The sequence below is a fragment of the Paenibacillus sp. MCAF9 genome, from assembly GCF_052114265.1.
GTDB lineage: Bacteria > Bacillota > Bacilli > Paenibacillales > Paenibacillaceae > Pristimantibacillus.
The window spans coordinates 514,771-540,332 of record NZ_JBFREL010000001.1; the positions used below are offsets into that span (position 1 = coordinate 514,771).

15 protein-coding genes are annotated in these 25,562 nt (G+C 45.3%); 12 read left to right on the forward strand and 3 right to left on the reverse strand.

Annotation, left to right across the window (positions count from 1 at the left end; genetic code table 11):
- Positions 1-11 precede the first annotated feature (11 nt).
- The 8 genes from AB4Z45_RS02430 to AB4Z45_RS02465 all read left to right on the forward strand — a co-directional run bounded on the left by AB4Z45_RS02430 (position 12) and on the right by AB4Z45_RS02465 (position 16,251).
- On the forward strand, positions 12-881 hold the full coding sequence (locus AB4Z45_RS02430) for a carbohydrate ABC transporter permease (RefSeq protein ID WP_076266051.1): 870 nt from the start codon (positions 12-14) through the stop codon (positions 879-881).
- A gap of 65 nt (positions 882-946) precedes the next feature.
- Positions 947-2,536: an extracellular solute-binding protein gene (locus AB4Z45_RS02435; protein ID WP_441907725.1), complete on the forward strand. Its 1,590-nt coding sequence runs from the start codon at positions 947-949 to the stop codon at positions 2,534-2,536.
- Between the two features lie 77 nt (positions 2,537-2,613).
- On the forward strand, positions 2,614-4,353 hold the full coding sequence (locus AB4Z45_RS02440; RefSeq protein ID WP_076266053.1) for a sensor histidine kinase: 1,740 nt from the start codon (positions 2,614-2,616) through the stop codon (positions 4,351-4,353).
- On the forward strand, positions 4,353-5,975 hold the full coding sequence (locus AB4Z45_RS02445) for an AraC family transcriptional regulator (RefSeq protein WP_441907726.1): 1,623 nt from the start codon (positions 4,353-4,355) through the stop codon (positions 5,973-5,975). The genes AB4Z45_RS02440 and AB4Z45_RS02445 overlap by 1 nt, the downstream gene beginning before the upstream one ends.
- Before the next feature lie 99 nt (positions 5,976-6,074).
- Entirely contained in the window at positions 6,075-8,300 is a 2,226-nt protein-coding gene (locus AB4Z45_RS02450) for an FAD-dependent oxidoreductase (protein WP_441907727.1), read from the forward strand.
- Between the two features lie 7 nt (positions 8,301-8,307).
- The gene (locus tag AB4Z45_RS02455; RefSeq protein ID WP_441907728.1) at positions 8,308-9,516 is read left to right on the forward strand and encodes a GDSL-type esterase/lipase family protein; all 1,209 of its coding nucleotides are present in this window, start codon (positions 8,308-8,310) and stop codon (positions 9,514-9,516) included.
- Between the two features lie 245 nt (positions 9,517-9,761).
- Entirely contained in the window at positions 9,762-15,407 is a 5,646-nt protein-coding gene (locus tag AB4Z45_RS02460) for a golvesin C-terminal-like domain-containing protein (RefSeq protein ID WP_441907729.1), read from the forward strand.
- A gap of 283 nt (positions 15,408-15,690) precedes the next feature.
- A complete protein-coding gene (locus AB4Z45_RS02465; RefSeq protein ID WP_441907730.1) occupies positions 15,691-16,251 on the forward strand; it encodes a hypothetical protein in 561 nt (186 codons plus the stop codon).
- Between the two features lie 408 nt (positions 16,252-16,659).
- On the opposite strand, the gene AB4Z45_RS02470 is transcribed toward AB4Z45_RS02465, so the two are convergent.
- Entirely contained in the window at positions 16,660-17,457 is a 798-nt protein-coding gene (locus AB4Z45_RS02470; RefSeq protein WP_441907731.1) for a hypothetical protein, read from the reverse strand.
- A gap of 758 nt (positions 17,458-18,215) precedes the next feature.
- The gene (locus tag AB4Z45_RS02475) at positions 18,216-18,617 is read right to left on the reverse strand and encodes a VOC family protein (RefSeq protein WP_441907732.1); all 402 of its coding nucleotides are present in this window, start codon (positions 18,615-18,617) and stop codon (positions 18,216-18,218) included.
- Positions 18,618-18,932: 315 nt separating this feature from the next.
- Between AB4Z45_RS02475 and AB4Z45_RS02480 the strand changes: the two genes are divergently transcribed.
- Positions 18,933-19,685, forward strand: coding sequence for an NADAR family protein (locus tag AB4Z45_RS02480; RefSeq protein ID WP_441907733.1), 753 nt, complete (start codon positions 18,933-18,935; stop codon positions 19,683-19,685).
- Between the two features lie 528 nt (positions 19,686-20,213).
- A complete protein-coding gene (locus tag AB4Z45_RS02485; protein WP_441907734.1) occupies positions 20,214-20,438 on the forward strand; it encodes a hypothetical protein in 225 nt (74 codons plus the stop codon).
- Between the two features lie 897 nt (positions 20,439-21,335).
- Here the strand turns inward: AB4Z45_RS02485 and AB4Z45_RS02490 are convergent.
- Positions 21,336-22,262: a LacI family DNA-binding transcriptional regulator gene (locus AB4Z45_RS02490; RefSeq protein WP_441907735.1), complete on the reverse strand. Its 927-nt coding sequence runs from the start codon at positions 22,260-22,262 to the stop codon at positions 21,336-21,338.
- Between the two features lie 170 nt (positions 22,263-22,432).
- On the opposite strand from AB4Z45_RS02490, the gene AB4Z45_RS02495 reads away from it, so the two are divergent.
- On the forward strand, positions 22,433-23,776 hold the full coding sequence (locus AB4Z45_RS02495; protein WP_441907736.1) for an alpha/beta hydrolase: 1,344 nt from the start codon (positions 22,433-22,435) through the stop codon (positions 23,774-23,776).
- Positions 23,777-23,781: 5 nt separating this feature from the next.
- Positions 23,782-25,113: an alpha/beta hydrolase gene (locus tag AB4Z45_RS02500; RefSeq protein ID WP_441907737.1), complete on the forward strand. Its 1,332-nt coding sequence runs from the start codon at positions 23,782-23,784 to the stop codon at positions 25,111-25,113.
- Positions 25,114-25,562 lie beyond the last annotated feature (449 nt).

Genomic DNA, 25,562 nt, shown 5'->3' on the forward strand with positions numbered 1-25,562 from the left:
TGGTATGAGATATGGTTAAGCTGACGATCGGGGAAAAGGCATGGCAATCAACCGTTTATTTTATTCTTATTGTGCTATCGCTGCTTTGCTTGCTTCCCTTTTTATATGTGGTCGCTGTTTCGGTAACACCGGAATCGGAAGTTTTAAGAAGAGGGATTGTGATTATACCAGAATCCTTTACCTTTGCAGCCTATAAGGAAGTATTCATTTCTAATGGTATAGGGCAGGCGTATAAAATAACGCTGTTCCGAACGATTGTAGGCACGGCGTTAAATGTGTTTTTTACGGTAATCGCGGCGTACCCGTTATCCAAAAAATATTTGCCGGGACGCAGTCCGTTTTTATTATTCATTGTGTTTACCATGATGTTTAGCGGGGGGTTAATTCCGACTTATTTGTTAATCCGCTCTTTGGGGATGTTAAATAGTCCATGGGTTTTAATTATTCCACATCTCATTAGTGCATTTAATCTGGTGATCATTAAAGGCTTTTTTGAACAATTGCCTGCTGAAATTGAGGAATCGGCGAGAGTTGACGGCGCAAGTGAACTTCAGTCGCTATGGAAAATCATTTTACCGCTTTCCATGCCTGTCCTCGCCACGATTTCCCTATTTTACGCAGTAGGGCATTGGAATAGTTATTTCGATGCGATTGTGTATATCAATGATGCGAATTTAATGCCGCTTCAAGTTGTCTTGCGCAACATTCTGCTTAACATTGCAAATCAAAGTGCTGAGTCGATGGCCAATACCGGAACGGTTAGCCAGTTCGCTGTTCAAATGGCTGCTGTTGTCGTGACTACGGTCCCCATTTTGATCGTGTATCCATTTATGCAAAAGCATTTTACCAAGGGTATGCTCATGGGATCGATTAAAGGTTAAAAAGCAAATCTTATCTAGGTTGTTACGGGAAACCGTGATAATATACAAGCAAAGGAGAGGTCAATATGCAAAGAACAAAGATATCATTTGCCATTCTGGCTGCTATTGTAGGGCTCGGAACGCTATTGTCGGGATGTGGGGATCAAGAAGAGGAGGTTAAGCCTACAGCTTCGAGCAGTTCACCATCTACGGATAACCCGTTTGCGAAAAAAATGAAAATCACGATGTTTAACCAAGGCACGTTCAACGCTGCCGCTCCGATTCCTCCACGCGATGAAGACATTCAACGGCAAATGCTGGAGAAGGCAATGAACATCGACTTGGATATGACGATTCCTCAGGCTGGGCAATCAACAACCAAACTAAATACGCTTATTGCAGGCGGTGATATCCCGGATTTGCTTTTCTTGAAGAGTCGGTCCGATCTCGCGCAATATTATGACCAAGGCGTTCTTGCGGATTTGACACCGTATCTGGATCAATTCCCTGAACTTCAGAAACGTTTTAGCAGCGACTCCTGGGAGGCGATGTCCTATCAAGGGAAAACCATTGGAGTTCCAGGTTATGATAATGTAAACGGTATCAGCCGAAGCTTCTTCATCCGCAATGATTGGTTGAAAAAGCTGAATATGGAAGTGCCAACGACACCTGACGAGCTGTTTGAAGTCATGAAAGCCTTTACAGAGAAAGACCCGGACGGAAACGGCAAAAACGATACGTACGGATTCATCGGCGGCATGAATAAAGAGGGCAGTTTGCAAACTTACGGCTTTGATAGCTTGATGTGGATGTTTGGCGTCAATCCTCCATCAGCCATTGAAGTAAAAGATAATGAACCGGTATTTCTATTTATCGATCCCAAAATGAAAGAAGCGCTTGCTTACATTAATAAAATGATGGCAGCCAATGTGGTAGACCCCGATTGGGTGACGATGACCTCGCCTGATTTGTTGGACCAAAAGCTATTTAAAGGGAAAGTCGGCTTCATGATCAGGGATCCGCGCAGGCTGGAGCCGGATTATCAGCAGAAAATGAAAGAAATCAGCGGAGAGGTGCCGGAATGGATCGTAATTCCTCCAATGGTAGGTCCTTACGGCGATCAAATCGTAGAGAGAAAATCGTTCCAAGGCAATTCATGGGCCATCTCCAAGAAAGCGGATAAGGACAAAATCATTCGGATCTTGTCCATGCTGAATTATCTCTTTACGGACGAAGAAGCCTATCCGAATTTTGCATACGGAATCAAAGGAATTCATTGGGATGTAGTGGACGGCAAGATCAAAAATAAAACGTCCGAATTATCGAAGGAAATGAAAGAAAAGTACTTATGGGTCGATCATTACAGAATGCCGCGCCGTGGTGACGATGCCGAGTACTTCAGTTTCCAGAATCCTAAGACGGCAGAAGCTTTCGTGAACAATCAGCAATATGTGGGGCCAACGTTGCCTGGAAACTTATTGACCGCAGACCCTAGCGATACCTTGGCAACTGACCGTTCGCGTTTCATTAATGAAAGCTTAGTCAAATTTATGACAGGCAAAGATCCCCTATCCAATTGGGACAATTTCCTCCAAACGTTGGATACCAAGTTTGACATGAAGAAATATAAGGAAACAGCAATCAAGCAATTTAAAGAAGCAGGCTTAATCAAGTAAATGAACGAAGAGAGTGGCTATTCGCAGCCCCTCTCTTTATTGTCATTTTAATACAGACTCAAAAAGGAAGATGCGCAATGCGAAGAAGAATCAGCTTGCCTTTAAAATTATTTTTTATCGTGTTTGCGTTTGTATTAGGCTGCATAATCTTGATAAGCCAATTGTCCTATCGCTATGTCCAAAAGGAAATAAGAACCAATGACATCTTCTACACCAACCAAATACTTGACAAGGTCGATCAGTATTTCACCGTTAATTTTTCCTCCTTCCAGACGATCCTGTTCTCGGTCGAAACATCGGTGAAAGCCAACATAGACAATACGGAAGTAATCAAAAAGCAATTAAGAGAGCTATATGAACTCAACAGCAATTACGTCAGTAATATTTATTTGATCAAAAGCGATTTATCCATTGTAGGCGGAAGCACGCCTACCCGTATTTTTGATGAACCGTTAGCGGAAAGAGAGCCTTTATTTCATGCGGCCGACAAGAACAGAAGGACGACCTTCGTCAGTGATCCTTACAAATCAAAGTATTCCGGCTGGACAGTTACGATGGTTCGATATCTGAATGGCGCTCCATTTCCGATGGCCATTGCCGTAGATTTGGATCTAAATGCTATTGAAGAAACCTTGTTCAAGATTAATAAGCAGGAACAAATGAATTTGGCTCTGATCACCGCATCGGGTAAGATCATTGCCGGATTTTCGGAAAATAGAGGACCGCTGAATGTTCAAGATCATACTTTTTCAATCGGGGAAACGTCAGCAGAACAAATTCTGGATACGGCAGAAACAACCCTTCAACTGCATACCAAGGATGGCCTGCCGGTCTCCCTATTGAAAAAACCGACGGAGAAATTCAATTGGACCATTATCTCGATCAATGATGAATCACGCTTGAAAGCCGCCTTGTCCAGATTGGAAACCTATTATATCGAGCTTCTAGCCGCAGGTCTTCTCTTAAGTTTGTTCGTTTCTTTTTTTATTGCCAAGTATATAAGGACTCCGCTCTTTGCGCTCAAATCAAAAATGAAACGAGTGGAACAAGGCATCCTTACAACGACAATAACGATTAACCGAAACGATGAGTTCGGAGATCTCTCCCGAGCCTTCGACCGTATGCTGCAGCAAATTGTGGAATTGATACGACGAGCGGAGGTTCATAATGAGCTTGAGAGGAAATTGGAGATTCAAGTGCTGCAGTCTCAAATCAACCCTCATTTTCTGTATAACACGCTTGGTTCGATCAGCAATGTTATTCGTCTCGGACAAATAGAGAAAGTAGATGTGGTGATCGGATCGCTCATTTCATTATTGGAATACGGGATTGATGACGCTTCAGAGAAGGTTTCGCTACACCAGGAGTTACGAAATGTAGCGGACTATATCGAAATCCAGAACATCCGCTATAACAGAAACTTCCACTTGATTGAAAATATCGAAGCAGGGTTAATAGATTTCCCCGTTTTTCGAATGCTGCTGCAGCCCCTTGTGGAGAATAGCATCTTCCATGGCTATAACGGAGGAGGGATCGAAGGCCCGATAACGATTCATGCGTACAGGGAGGGCAGCATCGTCATCATCGAAGTCATTGATCAAGGCGAGGGAATTCCACCTGATAAAATAAAGCGTATTTTAGTTTCAGAACCGAGTGATGTGGAAGTGAAAAGGAAAAGAATCGGGTTAAATAATATTCATGGCCGAATTAGACTTCACTATGGAGAACAATACGGGCTCCAAATCGTTAGCATACCTAAGAAAATAACCCGTGTACGCGCCATATTCCCAGCAGACTTGCTAAAAGGAGAAACATAATGGTGAGAAACTATACCTGCTTCATTGTTGACGATGAAGACCTAATCATTCAAAGATTGGAATTGTTTTTTAACGAGCTCTCCCATAGGGATAAGCGATTTGTTCTAGTGGGAAAAGCGAATAATGGGCTGAATGGGATCGAGGAAATTTTAAAGCTTAAGCCGGATATCGTAATATCCGATATCGTTATGCCGAAAATGGATGGAATCTCCATGATTGAGCAGCTAAAGCCGGAGCTCCCCCATACCCAATACATCCTTTTGACCGCCTATTCATCCTTTGAATACGCTCAGCGAGCTATTCATGCCAACGTATTGGAGTACATTGTTAAAGTTCCGCTGAGGGAAGCGGATTTGGATCGGGCCTTATCTAAGGCGGCTGGGATTTTAAATGAGGTGAAGAAAAAAGAAGCGGAATTTCAATCGTTAAACGTATCCGTGCTTGAAAATAAATATAGAGTCCGCAAGCAATTTTTTAACGAACTGATCAGAGGCGAAATTCCTTCCCATCGGGCATCGGATTTTGCCAATCGCATGCAGTTCCATTTCTTTCAAGCCAACTATTGCTGCTTCATTGTTGAAATGAATACGTATGAAAGTTTCCGGAACGAATACTCAGCAGCTGATCAAAACATCTTGAAATATGCGATGACGAATGTAATCGAGGAAACGGTGATGAATGGTGGAAGCGGCGTAGCTGCGGATCTGTCCGATAATCGTTTTATTGGCTTTCTTTCCTGGGAAAATAACCGCAGTGATATGGAAACGGAATATGTTTGCCAATCATTAGGAGGGCAGATCGTCTCTCATTTGCAACAATATTTGAATCAAAGGGTATCCGTCGCTTTCGGAGGTCCGCATCGAGGATGGGAATCAATCAAACAAGCGTACACGGAAGCTAAAAATGTGAGTGAGGATTTCTACTATCATACTGAGAAAGTCGTAAAAACACCCATGCATCGGTTCCATTACCATAATGACAAAAAAGCAGAATTTCAGCAGAAGCTGGCTGATTTTCTTATATGGGTGAAAAGGAAGATTTCCAAGGAAGAGCTGGATAAAGAACTTGCTGATTTGAACCAATTTGTTTCAGACCATAAAATCCAAAAGTCTATCATGGCACCCATGCTTCGAGACTTGTATAGAGACATTACGTTGAAGTTTAAATCAGGGAACAAGCTGGCCACAGAAGCAGCTGAATTCCCCATGGAATTTATGGCATTTCAGGACCAGCTTGCCTATATTGGCGACTTCACATTCGAATATGTACATGCTGGACAACTATTACATCGTGCAGAAATCATGAGTGCTATGCAGTTTATAGAGAAAAATCTGAAACAGCGTTTAACGCTGGAGGCTATTGCCGAGGATGTGAATTTGGCTCCGTCGTATTTTAGCAGCTTATTCAAAAAAACGATGAACGAAGGCGTGATCAGCTACATCAACCGTAAAAAAATCCAATTAGCTCTCGAGCTGTTAAATGTTCAGGATTATTCTTTATTGGAATTGTGCGAGGAAGTAGGAATCGTAAATGAAGGTTACTTTTGCAAACTATTTAAAGAATATACGGGTGAGACTCCTAAGCAATATCGGATAAAAATAACGCGGTATGAATCCAAATAAGGTTGCAAAAAATGTATGATTTTTTCGCGAAATCATGTAAAAAAAAAGGGATCAAAACAATTACCATGATAGAAGGATCTAATCATGGAGGTTATCAAAATGGAGCTTATAAAAGCAGATGTAACCGTCGTAGGCGGAGGTATTGCTGGAATTTGTGCTGCTATTGCTGCCGCACGCCAAGGGCTGCAGGTTTCACTAATTAATGATCGGCCGGTTCTTGGGGGAAATGCGAGCAGCGAGGTCCGGGTTCATATCAACGGGTCGGCATATCTCGGAAACAGTCCATCCTATTATGCTCGTGAGGGCGGGTTGGTAGAAGAACTCAAGCTGAAGATCTTTCATTATAATCCGTTATACAACAAGAAGCTTATGCTTTCGCTTTCGGATACGGTCTTGCTCGACATGGTTTATGCTGAGCCTAATATTTCTCTATTCCTCAATACATGCGTGCATGAAACGGGGATGGAAAACGACAGAATTAAATGGGTGGAAGGCCTTCAACTCGCTTCTGAAAGAAAATTTCGTTTTGAAAGCCGAACCTATATCGATTGCTCCGGCGATGGCATTGTTGGATATCAAGCAGGTGCTCACTTCCGATGGGGAAGAGAGGCGAAGCATGAATACAACGAGGATTTGGCTCCCGAAGTGGCGGACCATTACACCATGGGCGATACGATTCTATTTCAAGCCCGTAACGTAGACTATTCCGTTCCTTACAAAAGACCTGGCTTTGCGTATGATATTACGAAGTTGCCCTTTTTCGATAGTATCAGAAAAGGCTTAAACCATCGCTCTTTTCCAAGGAAAATCAACGGACTTGGCGGATTGTGGTGGCTCGAATACGGCGGGCATATGGATATTATAAAGAATAACGAAGACATCGCATTGGAACTACGGAAATTGGTATACGGGATTTGGGATTATATAAAAAATAGCGGCGAGTTTGATGATGTGGACAATCTCATCTTGGATTATGTATGCCCGATTCCGGGAAAGCGGGAGTCGAGGCGGTTCATAGGGGAGCATATGCTGTCTCAGAACGATCTTACAGCAAAACCTCATTTCGAGGATGCAGTATCCGTTGGAGGCTGGTATATGGATCTGCATGCGAATAAAGGCATCTACGATGATGGGCCGGCTACAGCGTGGAATTTCGTGCCGGGATTGTATAATATTCCTTTCCGCAGCTTATTTTCACGCAATATTCCAAATCTCATGTTCGCTGGCCGCAATATAAGCGCTACCCATGTCGCTTTCGGGTCTACAAGGGTTATGGCAACCTGCGGTTGTATGGGGCAGGCGGTAGGAACGGCTGCTGCGTTATGCTTAAAATACGAGGCAGACCCCGCGGAAATAGTCACAGCCCATATGGGTGAGCTTCAAGCGCAGCTGCTTCGAGACGGGCAAACGATTGTAGGGCTTCAAGAGGAGTTGGATCCTTATTTCGCTGACGGATTAACGATTCATGCCTCGTCTCAGCGTAGCTATGATAATCTTCATTCAACCGAAGAGATTTCCTTGGAGAACGCGTTATGTTTGGTCTTGCCGATTCAGACATCCGTAGCTGAAAGCGTACGGATTAAAATTAAAAATAGGTCCGAGCATCCGGAGACTTTGCAAGTCAAGCTGTTTGGCGGAGATCGGAAGGAAAACTATATTCCCACAAGCGAGCTGAAAGATTACCGATTAGTGATAGCAGCAGGTCACGATGATTGGATTACGCTGGACCTCAGCTGCAAGAAGCCGGCTGACGACAAAATCTACATTGTACTGGAAGGTGCGGCGAGCCTTGCTGTATACGGAAATGAAGAAAAGTTGACAGGAGCGGTCAGCTTCCATTATAGGCCAGAAGTTCCGTCAAAGCTGAAGAAGCTTAATAAAAGCATTTGCTTCAAAGACCTGGTGCCATCCCAAAATATGTATAGCCCAGAGAATGTCGTCAATGGCTTCTCCAGACCTTATGGCCAGCCGAACGGTTGGATATCTGAACGTACAGAAGGACAGGAATGGTTGGAATTATGCTTTGCAAGCCCCAAAAATGTGGAGGAAATCCATCTTGTGTTCAATTCACGGCTGGATTTGGAGCATTTCGACGATCCGATCGAGCTCCTTATCCAAGATTATGATGTGACCTTGACCTTCGAAGACGGAACCGAGAGTGAAATCACCATCCGCGGTAATTATCTCACGCTGAATAAACATAAGGTGGATGCGAAACGCGTAACCCGAATCCGGATTCATTTCTGCGCAACCTACGGTTCTCCTTACTATGAAGTGTTTGCTGTAAAATGTTTTGCTCCGAAATTAATAAGTGAGGGCAGGTGAAGTCGCGATGAACGAACTATTCCCTCGAAGAGGGCTGCCTAATATCATTTCGAAGTTGGAAAATGGGGAAACCGTGACCATCGTCTATTTTGGCGGCAGCAATACGCGTTCACAAGGATATAGGGTCATGACGGGAGATTGGCTTCGAGGTAAATATCCTAATGCGGAAATCCGCACTGTGAATGCAGGTATTGATGGGACAGGATCAGACCTCGGCTGCGCACGTTTGGAGACGGATGTACTGCGTCATCAGCCTGATCTTGTGTTTGTCGAATTTGTTGGCAACGATGGCGGAGTCCCTGAATCCAAGGCGCGGATCGAAGGAATTGTCCGACAGATCCGCAAGCGAAGCCCTTTCACTGACATTTTGTTCGTTTATACGATAAAGGAGCGAGATGTGGCCTTATTTCAAGCCGGCGAATACCAGAAAGGGGCTATTATGCAAGAGGAGGTGGCCGATTATTACGGTATTCCTTCCATTCATCTGGGCGTAGCAGTCAGTCAATTGGTATCCGATGGAAAGCTCATTTTCACCTCAAGGGCAGATCAGTCCAATCCAGGAGCCGTTATTTTTACCCATGATTCGGTCCATCCGACAATTCCCGAAGGGCATCAGATTTATACGGATACGATTACCCGGTCATTTGAGAAAATAAGGGAGCTTCGCGATCATCAGGGAAGACTCGAATATCACTTGCCTCGGAATCCGTTGGTCCCGGCTAATCCTTGGGAGTATGCAGCCATGCTGCCGCTGGATAATCTTACTCTTTTTTCGGAAGGATGGTCTTACATGACCCCCGATGATTTTGCGTTAGTGCGCGAATACAATTGGTTGTTCCCTGGCCTATGGCGAGCTGTCGATCCTGGAGAGGCTATCACGGTGCAATTCGAGGGGACCCATATCGGGTTATTCGATATCGGGGGGCCAGATTCTGGCCGATTGAAGGTGTCAGTTGATGGAGGCGAACCCTTCCTTATCGATCGATTCACACCCTATAACGATCATAATCGAAATCAATATGTTTTCTTGCCGGAGCTGCCGAATGGGAAACATACGGTTCGCTTCGAAGTCGATCACGAGAAGACAGACAAAGCGGCCGTGTTTGAGGAAAGCGGCAATGCTAAAAGTATGGAGCATGTTCGACAGCATCCAGCTTGGTATGATCAAACGGTCATTCAGCTTGGGAAGCTGTTAGTGGTGCAGCCGCCATTATAATAGATTTGTCCACTTGGAAAACCTACATTCTATCTGACTGCGATTGAGCGGTCAATTAGGATGTAGGTTTTTTTTGAAATATAGGACAGGATATCATTTCCTTAAAATCTTATAAAAAATTGTTAAAATGAAAGAAATTTCATGGTGATATGACCTGCTATGATAAAAACGAAGGAGCTGGATTAGCTCATGGATTAGGCTAATTGCTTTTTTACGATCATTCAAGCAAAGGGGGCATTATTATTTTGGAAGCGTTATCATTTATAGGAAAGGCTGTGAGTGGTTTGGTCAAAAGGAAGCTGTTTTTCTTCATCGTTTTCATGTTGACGATAGTAGTTCCTTTCAGCCTGGTTGGAATAACGACCGCTTATGCGGAGACCTTACCTTATCAGACGATTATCATCGATGACGGAAGCATCACGATCAATGATGTTGTGACACCTGATGCGGGTAACGAGAACAATGGATATTTGGCACCAAATTGGACCACAAGCACAGGGGTGAAGGGGTATGATCATTCCAGCTCCAAATATACGAGTACAGCAGGCAGATCGATAACATGGAATCCGCGCTTGGAAGCAGGAACGGCGAAAATATCGTTATACAAGCTTAACTGGGAGGATAAGGCTGATAGCAATGTAAAAATCGAAATCGTTCATAATGGAACGACGGATGTACTCTTTCTGGATCTGAGACCCTCATCTGGCCATCCTGTGGGATGGGTTGATTTGGGAGAGTACTATTTTTCCGGGGTTGGTGAAGAATTCGTTAAATTGACACGGTCTACCAGCACCACGAGCACGATACTTACGCGAGCTGATGCGGTCAGGTTCGAAGGGAATATTCAGCAGAAAGAGCCGCATAAAACGATCATTATTGATGATGGAAGCCTCACGATTGATCATATCATCACCGTAGATGCAGGTAACGCGAGTAACGGGTACTCCGCTCCTTATTGGACCACAAGTGCGGGAGTGAAAGGATACAATAATTCCAGTTCCAAATATACGGACGCGGTAGGTAGAAGCATCACTTGGAATCCACGCTTGGAGGCAGGAACGGCGAAAATATCGCTCTATAAGCTTGATTGGGCGGATAAAGCAGACAGTAATGTAAAGATTGAGATTATTCACAACGGGATTACGGATGTTTTATTTATGGATCTTAGACCTACGTCAGGTCCATCGGTCGGATGGGTGGATTTGGGTGAGTATTATTTTAGTGGTGATGATACCGAATTTGTCAGGCTGACTCGAATGCAACCTACGACGGGTACGATTATTACTCGGGCCGATGCAGTCAAATTTGAAGGGAATATCCGTCAGCAAGCTCCGCCGTTGCCCGCGCTGCGGAGCCGTACATTAGCGAATCTCAGTTACACAGAAAAAGGCAGCATCGAAAATGCAAATTATAAGGCGACCTTCTATGAGGCAGCATGGGATGGAGGCAAATCCATCGTTCGTGACATGTTCTACAAGAACACGGACACGGGGAACTGGATGCCAATAAATAATTTATCGGAAAGACTTGAGGAGCAATGGGTTTTATTGGATGGGAATGCGGGGAGCCGAACCAATTACTACGATACGATGAACAAACGCTGGATTACGTTCGACGGAATCCATTTTCCAGACAGCCACACGGCGGTTTTAACCGATTCTATGCATGGCAGTGATTACGATTTTGAAGTGAACTGGTCCATGGCAGGGGATAAACCAGATGTTTCCTTCGCCTTCACGCCTCGCCGCGATGGCAATTATGTGATTGGATATCAGTCCTTCACAACAGAGCAAATCTCTGGCGTCAATGAAGTGTTAAATGGATTTAGGGCGCATGCAAAAATGGTTGGCACGGTGGAATCCACAAGCCTTAGGGAGCTTAGCGCTCCAATGAGTCTGGTGGAGAAGAATGACGGCGCGGGGAATCCTTTGACGTATGGGGTATTTGTACCTCCGGATGAGCTTCCGGTTGAATTTGAACCGACGGGAGGCGTTACGAAACAACGGCTTGGCATGAGCCTTGTCAATAATGAAGGCAGCGTGCAGCCAATCCTCTATGCTCCTCAGTTAGGGAATTATTCGCAAATGAGCGCAGAAAACACCTATCAATTTCATTTGGGACTAATCGCACAAAAAAGCAATCTTTACGAGTCCTACGCGGATATTCTTCGCAATGAGTACGGTTATTCGGCATACCGGGAAAATGTATCAGATCAGTCGCTTACTGACGCCATGTTCAATATGATTGATCTGCTTAAGATAGAGCCGCAAGGGGACGACTCTGTTCAGTATGTCCCGTCACCCAGCGGGTGGTGGAGCCGTGCCAAGGGCTTTATTGATATCGAAAACGAGGATAGCGTTCGAACAAGCTCGAATGCCGTTCTTTTGGGGGCTTATTATTTGACTGGGGATGACCAGCTTTACGATACGAGAGCATTGCCGTCCGTCCAGTATGGCGTATCGCGAAATGGCATCGGCTGGTCGCCGACGCAGATGAAAGTGTACGGCGTGCCTTCGTTATGGAAAATGGCCACCCTGCCGTTCGATGTTTCAAGCGTAGCCGCTGTCAATCAGATGATGGGCACTTCGGCAGGAATTGGGGCGCTGGCACAGGAAGAATACCTCGTGCGTGATCCTGACCAGAAAGACCGAGGTCCTGTCATTCAGCCTCTGATGATGTATCGGATGACGGGAGATATGCAGTATTTACAGGCTGCCAAGGATGCAGCCGACAGCTATATCATTCAGCATATCGAAACTCCTGAATCCATCAATGTGAGTAAAAATGAATTCATTTATTATTATAGCAAGCTGTGGATGGAGATTTTGGAGCTTTACGAGGAAACTCAGGATCCCAAATACTTGAATGCCGCTTATAAGGAAGCCAAACGGTATGCCACCATGTTCGTTGCTCGACCAGTTCCTGAAGGTACCGTTACAATTCCACAGCCCGAGACGTATAATTACGCGGAGTCGTTCCATTGGCCGGAAAGCGGTAAATACCAATATCCTAGGAGCAAGCTCCCAGAAGATGTAGCAGGAGGCGTACAAGCGGATAGTTGGCTTGTTTCACCGAACGGGTTGACGTTTGAAGCAGGAAGCACAACCGGCTATTATCGGATGAATGCACAGGAAGCTCCATTCATGCTGCGATTGTCGCTCTATACAGGCGATAAACTGCTGCAGGATATCGCTCATAATTCGGTTATTGGTCGATATTCCAGCTATCCAGGTTATTACTATAAGGGCTTTGCCATTAGCCAACTTGAACCGGATTTTCCTCTGGAAGGACCAAGCGGGGCTACATCCATCTACTATCACCATATTCCGGGGCAGCTCGGGCAAACGATGGATTATTTGATCAGCGAACAATCATTAAAATCGAACGGGAGCATTACCTTTCCTTCCGTATTCGAAACGAATTTTTTATGGTTCAAATATCACCTTTATGGCAATAATCCAGGTCATTTCTACGGTAATTCCGACGTTTGGCTCTGGATGCCCAAGGGAATTATCCAGACTAACGATCCTCAATTGAACTGGATTACGGGAGAGAGCGGGGATAAATTCTATATCGGGCTAAGCAACGCATCGTCAGATGAAGTTCAGACTTCGATTGAACTGAATGCGCAAATCATTGGTTTCAATCCGTCACTAGATTATACCGTAACCATCATCCGCGATAATGGCACACCAGAACAAGCGGTTATGAGTGGCGGAATTATTCAAGCTACGGTTTCAAGCAAAGGGATAACCGCGATCATTGTAGAGGGACTCCAGATTGATGTGCCGCTGCATCAGGTTCGAACTGCTGATACATCGGATGCAAGCTACTTCTTCGATACCCACAGTCCAATCGATGCGGTTAAAGGGATGCTGATCGTGAAGCCCGACGAGACGGTTTATGATGCTTATGTACAGGCAAAAACGACGAAACCAGCGACAATCCATTATTCCTTGGATGGCGGGGCTACGTATACAACCATCCCAGATACGATCTATCCGATGGAATGGTCAATACGGGTAAACGACTTATCTCAAACCTTCACTTATTACGTGGAATCGGACGGGAAACAGACCCGCAAACGGACACTTTATCTGCCTGATAAGGTATCCGAAACTCCAGTTCAACCCGATTGGCAGGAGGGTTCATCTATTATTGTAGATAATACCGAGGCGGAGACAGAAGGGGTCTGGATAAGGGATACAACGGCTAACGACTATTACTACGATAACTATGTGTATGCCAAATCGACGACCGGCACAGCAACAAGCAAAATTATATGGCGGCCGGAGCTGCCGGATACTGTTACTTACAGTGTGTATTACAAGCTTCCGCAAATAACGGCTGCGAGTGAAAGCTGGGCAACGAATGCCTCATTTACCGTTTATTATAGCGGGGGCTCCGAGACGGTTGCCGTTGATGAGACAACGGCAAATGGAACTTGGGTGCACTTAGGCGATTATCCTTTTGCAGCAGGCGATAGCGGGTACGTGGAACTAACCAATAAGACCAATAAGTCTCGTGTAGTTGCCGATGCAATAATGTGGGTAGACCCGAACAGGATGCCGCAATTGGAGTCTGCGGTGATCCTATCCGATCGGAACGAGCTGCAAATGACTCAAACCGCACAACTGAGCGTAACCGGTTATTTGGATAATGGTTTGATCGGTGATCTTACACAGGCCAATGTGCAGTATTTCGTTGATCGTACGGATCTGGCTGAAGTGGATAGCAGCGGTAGGTTGACCCTTCTAAATCTCGATGGAGACACAGATCACATTGAGGTATGGGCCACTGTAACGATTGACGGAGTGAGCTTAACAACACCGCCTTTGACCATCGCGATCAAGGACCTAACGGTTATCGTCGACAGTACAAATACAACGGGGTTATACACGACAGAAGGGTCTTGGAGCCAAAGCAACTTAGCCGGATACAAAATTGGGGTTAAGTCCCGTTACTCTACCGTTCAAGGATCATCAGCAACGTGGAAAGGCCAGTTTCCAGAGGGGAAATATACGGTCTCCATCTACAAGATCGTCCATACGACGGCAAACGATAATAATGTCAAAGTGGAAGTGAAGCATCAGTCAGGTACCGAGGTCACCTATATCGATGCAACAGTTGGCTCATCGGGCTGGGTTAATCTAGGAACGTTCGACTTCACAGGTGACGGCAGCGAGTATGTTCGTCTAACCAGGGAAACTCCTACAACAGTAGACCCGCCCACACTTCCTGCCGATATGATCTATACGAGGGTTGATGCAGTCAAATTTGAACGGCATTCCGTTAATCCGGAGCTGATTGTGAATGAGGCTCCAGGCAAACCGACTCTTTCGAATAATAGCGGGGCTGCGACAGGCTTACATGATGGCAATTATGATATTGAGATGAATATGTGGTGGGGAACCAATGGCTCACTATATAAGTTGTACGAGGATGGCCATTTGATCCAAACGAAGTCATTGCCCGTTGATTCGCCAGCTGCCCAAATTTCCATTATTCCAATTCAAGGCAAGCCAAATGGAACCTATGTGTATACATGTGAGTTATCGAATTTGTATGGAACGACTTCATGTGAACCACATACCGTCACCGTTATTGATGCGAATCCTGGCAAACCTGTGTTATCCAGTGACAACTGGGATCAAGATGGGAACTATACCATTACTGCAAATATGTGGTGGGGCACGAACGCAGCACAGTATCGATTATATGAAAATGCCGAACTTATTGATACGCAATCTTTATCTACACACTCACCAAATGCCCAATCGGCAAATACACAAATTTCGGGAAAAGCTCCTGGCATTTATCAATATCGCGGTGAGTTTATGAACGGAAGCGGAACAACGGTAAGTGATGTTATACAAATTATTGTAAAATAGCTCTAAGAGCTGAGTGGATGAGAACGATCCACTCAGCTTTTTTTTATTGAAATCAAGTATTGAGCTATGCAAAATGCTTGTAAAACGATGATATAAGAAATTTATTCTTCAAAAAGTATGACGGATTTCTGGCGTGCTTTTCGTTTTTGTTTTTATCAACGCCTAGATTCAAGACAAGTTATTTGCTTAGATGGTTGACTTTATTTTGTGTATTAAATAACCCGTCTACAAAACCGATAATAGCAAAAGTAGGAAATTATTGAAAAAAAGGGAGAGACTTAAAATGTCCAAATGGGTTAAAAAGAGCGTATACATCATTCTGTGCTTAGTCACGATGGTAGTATTTGCAGGTTGCGGAAAAGAGAAAACCGAAGAAGAGAAATTGCAAGAACAAGTACAGCAAGCTTTCAAAGATGCGGGGATACAACTAGATAACTCGTCTCAGTCAGATGAAAAACCTACTGTAGAGTCAGAACTAGCGGAGATCAACAACTTCGTCACCAGAGATATTTGGAACGATGGTCTTGTTAACATCGGTCACTTTGCCCACAGTGGTACTTCTGCAACAGGAGAAACCATAGATATGGAATTCATGATCCAGCAACTCGGCAAGGCAATGGAAAAGAAAGCAGAATACGATAAGTATATCCAAGAAATAGATTCAAAATATGATGAAGTGAAACAATTATGGACGAAGGTTTCAGGCGAGATTGATACTTTGTATAAAAAACTTCAAGATAATCCTCCAAAGCCTAATGACGCAGACTACGAGTTTGATACCGGATTGTATCAGCAATACAAAGATGCTTTTTCGGAAGAAATAGAAACACTAAACCAAAAGTAATAAACTACGTAATTCAGATGTTGAGCAGCTTTGTAAGATGACATAAGTGCTATTTATTTAGAGGCCGCAAAATTGCGGCTTTTTTATTTAAGTTATCAAGTTCATGTTTGGTCTAGTATAGTCGTCATCGAAAGATTAAACAAAGTCATTTACAAAAATGTGCTGAATAATATGACATACTGTTTTTAGCATTCTCGCCCTATAAAAAAGGTTGAGAATAATTAAACGGGTGGAGATATTACCATGATCCCATCAAACAAAGTAATTCTTAATCGCTCCTGAAAATGAAATTGAACCCTCAAAAAAGCGAAGACGATCAAGTGTGCTCGTGTTGTACAGGAAAACTGCATGATATGAGCACGGGAGTAGGCGGAAGTGAAGCTCGTGGAGAGTGCACCGGCCAAAGCTTCAGTCGGTCGGTGCGGCGTACTTCGTCACGTCCGGCTCAAATGTCGCTCCATTGGACAGGTCCACCTCCACGTGGGTAGTTCCGCGATCGTCGGTCAGCACGAGCATGCGCGAGCCTACGAGGGGAACGCGGTCGGCACTGGTGCGCATGTGCGCTGAGACGACCCGAGGAGTACCGGCGACGATGTAACCTACCTCGACCTTGAATACCGGGAGACCTAAGAGCCAGCAGTTCGTGAAGCTCACCGTGGTCAGTGTCCCGATGAATGAGTTGCCCTCTACTCGGAGGCGCTCGATGTCACTCTGACGTTGCCGGGCATGTGTGATCGATCCGGGCAACCGTAGAAGTGAAATGGCGGCCCAGAGGGCGAAGCAGGCTCCGATGACAGCGCCAAGCTCTAGCGGGATCGTCGGCGACGTCCCAATGGCCTCAAGGTTGAAGGGGCGCGACGGATCGCTCGCCAGCGTCCAGATCAGTAAGACTCCAGCGATTACGACGAGTCCTCCTGCAATCGCTAGCGATACGAAGAGGCCGGCGACCCTGGTCTGTCCGAACTGTTCTACCGCTCGCGAGTACACTCCGCCAGTCACACCGATTGCGACGAACAGCAACACCACGGCGACGCCCACCGTGACCGGATGACCGAGGAACATGCTGATCGCCGGTGTTGGCGCAAGACCGAGTAGAGCACCAAACGGCACGGAGCCTGTCAGCGCCCACAGTGCAGCAGCTGCGAACAGCCACGGCAGCAGCGGAGTCGCGCGTCCGACGCCACGTCCCGGCAGCAGCGCAGTCATTCGTCCGCCTCTATCCGTAGTGGAGAACAACGGCAGCATCTCACTGTGCTCATGTTGTCCCTCTGTAGCTTCCCTCATAGGTATCCTTCACCCCCATAACTTTTTAGCTATATTTTACCACTTATTGACTACTATATTGACTCATTCCCGTAGACTTTACAATAGGAAATAAACTCACGAACATGCATTAGAAGGCATGAAGAGAGCTGGATTTCACATAAAATATGGGCCTGTTGATGAGCCTTGGGGTGTTCGAAGATTGTATGTACACGACTCGATTGGTAAGCTTACCAACATTCTTGCTCATGAACATTGATACTCTAACAGCCAATCGTAAAGGGACCCTGATTTCTACATCTAATGCGAAAGGATAGTTCAATTAATCAGTAGCGAAGCTATGGGTTTGAAACTATCGTGGGAGTGACAGCAACTTTATAATTAGGGTGTGTTATGGAGCCAGTTATAGGATTAGATGGGGCTAAAGGAGCCAGCGTCGTTCAGGCTTTTCTACGAAGGAACGAACCGTACGGGATATTTGAGAATATTGCGCACGAGTAGAACAGTTTTGAACGACTGGGAGAAGCTTGATGAATCGAAGGTAATCTTGGGCAAGGTGCCGGTCATTAATTTGGAATATTGTTTCTATTGGATGAAAATTGGTGGGCAATTTCTCCAGAGTTATTAGAGGAAATCGAAAAAAACTGTTCGAAATATGAGAAAACGCCGGTGACCTTGAGCAGGTGACCAGCGTTTCCATATTAGCGTTTCGGCATTTTGCTCTCATCCATGTACAGCAGATTCCAACGGTGACCGTCCAAGTCGGCAAATCCTGCGCCGTACATCCAGCCTTCATTTTCACTCGGCTTGCCAAAGATGCTTCCTCCGGCAAACTCTACCTTTTGAATAAAGGCATCTACTTCTTCTCTGCTTCCAGCACCAATGGAAAATATTACTTCTGCGCAACGGGAAGTATCTGCGGTTTTTGAACCGGTAAATTTCTCAAACGCCTCATCCGGGAACAGCAGAATCGTTGTTTGGCCTATGGCAAGCTTGGCTCTCTCGTTTCCAACGCTCACCGCATGGAATCCAATCTCATTGAAAAAGGCAGTTGACTTCTCAACATCTTTGACCGGTAGGTTAATCCAAATCTCCTGTGACATGTCTGTAGCCTCCTGGAATAAATTTTTAACTTCTCCTACTATACTCTACTTCTGGCTGTAGAAGCGAATCCTATAAAAGAAACAGCAAAGTATGACATTCCTGTCATGCATCCAGCGATTTACTTTGTAAATGCCCGTTCCATAATCAGGGGTAAACGTTCGACAGTATGAAGCAGCCATTGTCAGAATAAAATAAAGAATTAGACTGACGTTACTTCATAAAGCCAACAAGCAGGATAGCTTAATCGCATCTAGAATAATAATAGAAAAATACGAATGTCGTTTATAAGTCGAAGGAAGAGTGGGGGATGTTTCTTGGATGAGATTCCAAAAATCGCAAAAGAATTATTAAAGAATATTGAAGAAAATAAACGGAATCTTTTAAGCAGAAATGCTGATAAGAAGGTAATCAATTTTTATGAAATAAATAAGCCATATGGTTGTTTCTCGAATTTTTCGAAACATTCAATTACGTTACAAAACAAAGAATGGCCAACAACGGAACACTATTTTCAAGCTCAAAAGTTTGTAGGTACCGTTCATGAAGATGAAATACGTTTTGCAAGTACACCAATGAATGCCGCCCGATTAGGCCGAGATAAAAATAAACCACTCCGTAAAGATTGGGAAGAGTGTAAAGTTAACATTATGCGGGAAGCTATCGTCGCTAAAATAGAACAACATCCAAATGTTAAGTCAATTCTCTTATCAACTGGTGATTGTGCCATTGTTGAACATACAACCAATGATTCATATTGGGGAGATGGCGGTGACGGGCAAGGAAAAAACATGTTAGGCAATTTGTTGATGAACATCAGAAATAATATAGAGAACTATGAGCCAGAGTTCTTTCTTCCTCAATGGATTACGTTTCTAGACATTCATCCATTTAGCATTGGATGGAGAATGGGTATTGGTGAAACATATTTAACTTATTTGTGGGAGTGGAGAATGAAACAATCTCCTGAAGCTTTAAAAGAATACGATGATTACTTTACGCCACCTGAGATTTGGGCTGACTCTAAAAAAATGCAAGAAGCAATGAGAAATAAATCGAACGAAGAATAATAAATCATTGAAACTTAATGGTTACGTATTAAAAGATTAAGCAAGGTCCTAGGGTGATAGGTCGAAGAGAAATCTAAAACGTAATTTTGAAATTGTTGTTCAAATATCGACGATTGTGACAAAAGCCATAGAAAAAATATACATAAATATGTACAAAATAGTATGTTGTCTTCATATGCATAAATTCGCATAAAAGACTTGATTTAACTTAGGTTTGATGGTTAGAGTCACAATGAGTAATCCGCTTAGGGTGAGAAGATCCCAAAGAAAATTCTGGTTGCAACGACCTCAGTGCTATAATGTATGACATGTGCGAGTGGAGATATTATGCAGGTGGAGCAGCCACTTTTCATATGGTAGATGGTGGACACTTTTTTATTACAGAGAATTATGAACCTGTGTGGATATTATCAATCAAAGATTGATAAAAATTTACAATGTGGGATAAAATTCTAGAAAGCCAATGATAGATCGTTTTATTGTGAACTAATCTTCATTTATCTTAATTGGAAAAGAGGTTTTGAATCAATGAATAGCAAAATGATTTGGGGGATAGCATTATTAGCGCTGAGTTTGTTTTTTAAGCCATTATTGGCGATTGTGGGGCTGAATGAAACGTTGTTCGGATTGCAATGGCAAGGTGAAACTGTGTTTTCATTGCGTCCATTCTTAGTTCGGATCATTCTAGCAATAATTGGTATTATCATGCTTATCATTGGCGGTAAGCAAGTTACAAAGCAGAAGAATAAATAGTTGAAAGGTTCGAGAGCACAACAATTAATCTTGCTACAGTATTAAACGTTTATATCAAGGTATTGAAGACCGAAAAAGATTATGATAATCCCCAAAAGGGGATTTTTTAATATTCAAAGAACAAAAGGAGCCAGTGAGGCTCCTTTTGTTTGTAATTATCACGATTTACGAAATGTGACACATCACGAACTTTAATATTGTCAGATGACAAGAATATGAGCCGACTAATTACCGCGTAATTAACGAAAATATACGCTAAGCCCTGAATCCGGCTTGGCGTTTTTTCTTACTTTAACCTGAAACGGTACGATCATTCAACAAGCCGAGTATTAAAGTTCCAATTAATAGAATAGAAGCAAAGGGGCTAAGAATAGTACGATGTAGCCATAATGACTTATCATTGTCATAATATGATCCACGTATGTTCCCCATTTTTGAAAATGACTTGTGTTCGCCCCGATAAGGACAACAACACCTAAGCTTTTTTAAAGTAAGAAATGCTCGCCTAATTCATAGGCGAGCATTTCTTTTAGATTATTTAATTAACCTTTAGAATTCCTGTAAATTGATTAGGTGCAACTCTATTTTTCAATTATAAGACTAATTGAAAAAAGTATATGTTCAACTAGTGGATTAACTCCATGTTACAACATATTAGAATTCATCATCTGCAAACGTATTAAAGATAACCATGTCATTTAATAAAATAATCTAGTGTTCCGTGGATTTTATGGAAATTGAACTACTGGACGTAATCATGGGGTTCGATGTCAAACTGTTCTTCCGCGAGGAAATGCGCATGGTTAGCGAAATCCGTCTTAAAGATACAGCGAGCTACTCGTTCTATGGATCTGCTCATCCTCCATGTCTCATAGGTTCATGACGAGCCCCAGCTGTTTAATCCTTCTTGTCCAGAGAGATGTACTGATCCTCGGAAGCGCCGAAAGGAGTGTGCAGTAGCGCGCTCATTAAGCCGAAAGCGACCTCGGACTTGGAACGAGTGAAAACAAACTTTGTGACCTGCTCGGGAAGGAGTTCCGGGCATTCCGAGGTGCAGACGACGACAAGGTTCTCCGGGCTCAGGTACTTCAGTACCTGCAAGGCCAAAAATTCGTTGAAGACGACGAGAGGCTTGTTCTCGTGCTGCTGGATAAATTGCTTGAGCGACTCTTCGTCGCTGGTGGCCGCAAATACGAGCGATTCGTCCAATCCCGAAGCGGATCGAATGATTTCGTGATACCGCTCGTTCGACATGTGTTCGTGAATGAGTGCATAAGGCTGTCCGGCCGGCAATGACGAATTCAGATCACTGAACAATCGTTGGAAATCAGGATTGACTTGCCGGAACAAGGAATCGTCGATCAAGCTGTCCACGATAACCAGCGGCGAGCCGTATTGCAGATTCCTCGATATCGCATGGAAGGATTGGGCCATAGCGTCAATCAGAAAGACGCCATCCAGCTTGCGCTCGGCAATGATCTCGAAATTGGGTTTGGCCGGATCAATTTGGGATACAAGGAGATGATAGCTCTTCTCCCGGCATCGGCGCTCTAATCCGTCAAGGAAAGCTCCGTAGCTGACCAGCTTTGGAATGCGGGCGTCTCCGGTGCTGACGAACAGCACGCCGAGGACGTTGGTTTTACCGAGTGAGAGCGACTTCGCCGTCAAATTTTGAACGTAATGAAGCTTGCTCGCTGCCGTAAAGACCCGCTGCCGCGTCTCTTCTGGAATCGTCTGGGTGCTCACGTAATTAAGGACATAGCTTACCGTGGCGACGGAGACGCCGGCTTCTTTGGCTACGTCGCGAAGTGTCGTTTTTTTCATCGTATCAGTAACCGCCTCGTTAGAATCAAAAGTTTAGATAATCATAAGTCCGAACTTGGAAGGATGTCAAACTTGCCGTTGACAAGCCTCGGGAAACGCCCTATACTGAAGCAACTTAACCGGTTAAGTTAAAACATGAAGAATGAAGTTCTCAGGAGGGGCTATGCAATATGGAAAATTCGGCTCAATCGAAGCTGATCGTATTACCCGGGGTGCACGCATCCCGGCTGGGGAACGAAAGAGACATCTACATTTATTTGCCTGCGGGCTATGACGATGATCCGTCCGTAAGGTATCCCGTGTTGTACATGCACGTAGGCCAGCACGTATTCGAGCCGAGCAAGCCATCCGGAGAGTCCTGGGGTATGCACCGCGTAGCGGACCGACTATTGGCGGAAGGGCTGATTCGGCCAATTATTATCGTAGCGGTCGAACATAAGTACGAGGACGGAACCAGTGAATATTTCCACGACCTGTGCGCGTATCCTATTCGCTGCGTCGGCGAGCTTTACGAGCATTTTCTAATCGAAGAGCTGAAGCCAATCGTAGATCGCGGATTCAGGACACTGCCGGATGCGGAGCATACGGCGTTAATGGGCTCCTCGGCGGCCGGCATTGCAACGTACAACATCGGGCTCCGCCGTCCGGACGTATTCGGCATGCTGGGCATCCTGTCGCCTTTTTTCGTCCAGGTAGATCCCGGCACGCTGGAAGAAACGCCGCAGTATCGGCTGTATCCTTATAACGATGGGCAGAAAATATGGATGGATATAGGTGGGGCTGAGGGGTTCTTCATGCCATCCCACGTGCGGAGCGTCGCGGAGAATATGCAGCAAGCTGGCTGGAAGCAAGGTGAGGAGCTTTATTATTATCTGGACATGGAAGCCGCGCATTCCGAATGGGACTGGAGCCGCCGGGCGCACATGCCGCTGCTGCACTTCTTTGGCGAAGCCGCCGATGTGTCGGTTCTCGCGCTTGAAGGGGACGGTATCGTCGGTGTCGACGGGCCTGTTGTGGTCGTTAATGCGGTTGCCGCTCTTCACAACGGCATACGCTTCAGTTTGCTCAGAGCCGATTACCAGACGGATAATCCGGATGTCCTCGGGATTTCGCCAGACGGAAGGCTGCTTCCACGGAAACCCGGCACTGCGACGATCGTCTGCCGCTATGGTGGCCAAGAAGCAGCCAGAATGTATACTGTCGTGGAACGGCTATCCGAGACCGTCGCTGTTGAGCTTGAAATTCGCGTGCCGGATACAACGCCGGAAGATGCCGAGATTTATGCGACGTTTGGCGTTCCGAAGCTCGGCAAAGGATTGTATGGCGGAACGGTCAGTTTGCCTAGAGGATTAACGTTCGATTTTCTCATCACCCGGGGCTACGATAAGGAAGAGGTCGATCGGGATTTCGGGCGGATGCCTTACAGAAGGCTTGTCACGGACGAGGACAAGAGAGTCGTTTACACGGTTCATAATTGGATAGACTTAAGGCCAGTTACGGGAAGAGAGGAGTGATTTGAATGACGCAGCCTTCGCGAGTGGAAACCATCGCGAATTTCCGATCGGAAATTATGCGCAACGAAAGGGACATTTTCGTTTATTTGCCGCCCGGCTACGGGCAGGAAGCGGACAGGACGTATCCGGTACTTTACGTCCATGACGGGCAGAACGTATTCCATGAAGCATTTAACGGGCAGTCATGGAACCTGCACCGCGTATGCGACCGTCTGATTGCGGAAGGACGCATCGAAAAATTGATCGTCGTGGCGGTTTCGAATATGGGGCTGGAGCGAAACAGCGAGTTCGCGCATCAAGGCTCGTTCGCGGAGGAGCTCGACTACCCTTGCCGGGGAGAGTTCTATGAACGTTTCCTGACGGAGGAAGTTAAACCCTACATCGACCGTACTTACCGGACGAAGCATGTGAGCCGCCATACCGCACTGATGGGTTCGTCCAGAGGCGGGCTCGCGACTTACCATATCGGGTTCCGCCGTTCCGACGTTTTTGGCAAGCTGGCCATGGTTTCGCCTTATTTTGCCCAATACAATGAGGAGACGATGACGCATCTGCCCATCGTTCAGACTTTCGATGGGAAAGGACCGTTTCAATTATGGATAGATGCTGGCGGCATGGAAGGCATGACTGTGCGTGTCGATCACGTCAGGCACATGGCAGAGCATTTCGTGAAGCTAGGCTACCGGTCTGGAGACGACCTCGTGTTCTGCTACGAACCGATGGCAGAGCATAACGAGGCAGCTTGGGAGCAGAGGGCGTTCGCGCCACTTGTCTTCTTCTTCGGAGACAAAGGATCGCCAGTCTCAGCCGAGTTAATCGGTGATCCTGTTGCCGGGATCGAGGGAGCCGAGGCATGGGTATACCCGCTTGTCACATATGAAAGCGGTTTAGTGTCGGTCGACCTGGACGCAAGCTTCCGCGTAACGCCCGAAGGTGCAGCGGTGGTCGATGCGACAGGCTTGATCCGGGCAGTCAAGACGGGGGAATGTGAGATCGCGTACAGCGGACATGCGCTGACCGCATCGACAACAATCAGGATCGTGCCGGAATTGTCCGAGGAGGTCGAAGTGGAGCTGGAAGTTGTCGTACCAGACGATACCTCGGCAACGGCGAGAGTATACGCGGGGGCGGAACTGGAGAAGTCCGGACCTCGCTCCTACCGAAGGCGGCTTTTCCTGCCGAGAAATACGGGATTTTCTTTTCACATCTCAGAGCATTCTGGTCTAAGGGAAGCAGGACCGGAGGGGTCGGACGTCTCGAAGCGTCGGTTCGTCGCCGACAGCAACAAGACGTTGCATTATGAAGTCCAAAGTTGGATACAAAGTCAAACGATATGAATACGGGGGAATTTCCGACGAAAACACTGACTGATTTTGTTTGGCTTGAGCTTTACAATTTAAGATAGAGCGACCTCCTTAAGATGGCTAAAGGCTATGAGCCGTGACTACCCCATCGTACTGGAGTCGCACGTTTCAATGCAAAGCGCAAAATTAACGCTCTACAGGAATCCTAAACGGGGAACTATAGCACAATAAATAAAGCGGTAGCCGACTCATAATAACCGGCTGCCGCTTTATTAAGCAAGCTTCTTATTTTTCACAGCAGAAGAATGGTGTGTATTACGAGAATAGAAGATGTTGTAGATGTAACTTATTATTTTAAAACTGAATAACTAAACTACTTAGTGTATGACAATAAACTTTAAGGATTAACTCTAAAATTAACTCTAAGGATAATTACGACAGCAGAATTTAAGCATTACTAATGGAAATTGAACTTAGATTTT

What these genes read in the sequence shown, in the direction of transcription:
- AB4Z45_RS02450 (WP_441907727.1), top strand. Translation starts at nt 6,075, where the DNA reads ATGGAGCTTATAAAAGCAGATGTAACCGTCGTAGGCGGAGGTATTGCT.
- AB4Z45_RS02440 (WP_076266053.1), top strand. Translation starts at nt 2,614, where the DNA reads ATGCGAAGAAGAATCAGCTTGCCTTTAAAATTATTTTTTATCGTGTTT.
- AB4Z45_RS02485 (WP_441907734.1), top strand. Translation starts at nt 20,214, where the DNA reads ATGAATAGCAAAATGATTTGGGGGATAGCATTATTAGCGCTGAGTTTG.
- AB4Z45_RS02445 (WP_441907726.1), top strand. Translation starts at nt 4,353, where the DNA reads ATGGTGAGAAACTATACCTGCTTCATTGTTGACGATGAAGACCTAATC.
- AB4Z45_RS02435 (WP_441907725.1), top strand. Translation starts at nt 947, where the DNA reads ATGCAAAGAACAAAGATATCATTTGCCATTCTGGCTGCTATTGTAGGG.
- AB4Z45_RS02430 (WP_076266051.1), top strand. Translation starts at nt 12, where the DNA reads ATGGTTAAGCTGACGATCGGGGAAAAGGCATGGCAATCAACCGTTTAT.
- AB4Z45_RS02465 (WP_441907730.1), top strand. Translation starts at nt 15,691, where the DNA reads ATGTCCAAATGGGTTAAAAAGAGCGTATACATCATTCTGTGCTTAGTC.
- AB4Z45_RS02455 (WP_441907728.1), top strand. Translation starts at nt 8,308, where the DNA reads ATGAACGAACTATTCCCTCGAAGAGGGCTGCCTAATATCATTTCGAAG.
- AB4Z45_RS02470 (WP_441907731.1), bottom strand. Translation starts at nt 17,457, where the DNA reads ATGACTGCGCTGCTGCCGGGACGTGGCGTCGGACGCGCGACTCCGCTG.
- AB4Z45_RS02500 (WP_441907737.1), top strand. Translation starts at nt 23,782, where the DNA reads ATGACGCAGCCTTCGCGAGTGGAAACCATCGCGAATTTCCGATCGGAA.
- AB4Z45_RS02475 (WP_441907732.1), bottom strand. Translation starts at nt 18,617, where the DNA reads ATGTCACAGGAGATTTGGATTAACCTACCGGTCAAAGATGTTGAGAAG.
- AB4Z45_RS02495 (WP_441907736.1), top strand. Translation starts at nt 22,433, where the DNA reads ATGGAAAATTCGGCTCAATCGAAGCTGATCGTATTACCCGGGGTGCAC.
- AB4Z45_RS02490 (WP_441907735.1), bottom strand. Translation starts at nt 22,262, where the DNA reads ATGAAAAAAACGACACTTCGCGACGTAGCCAAAGAAGCCGGCGTCTCC.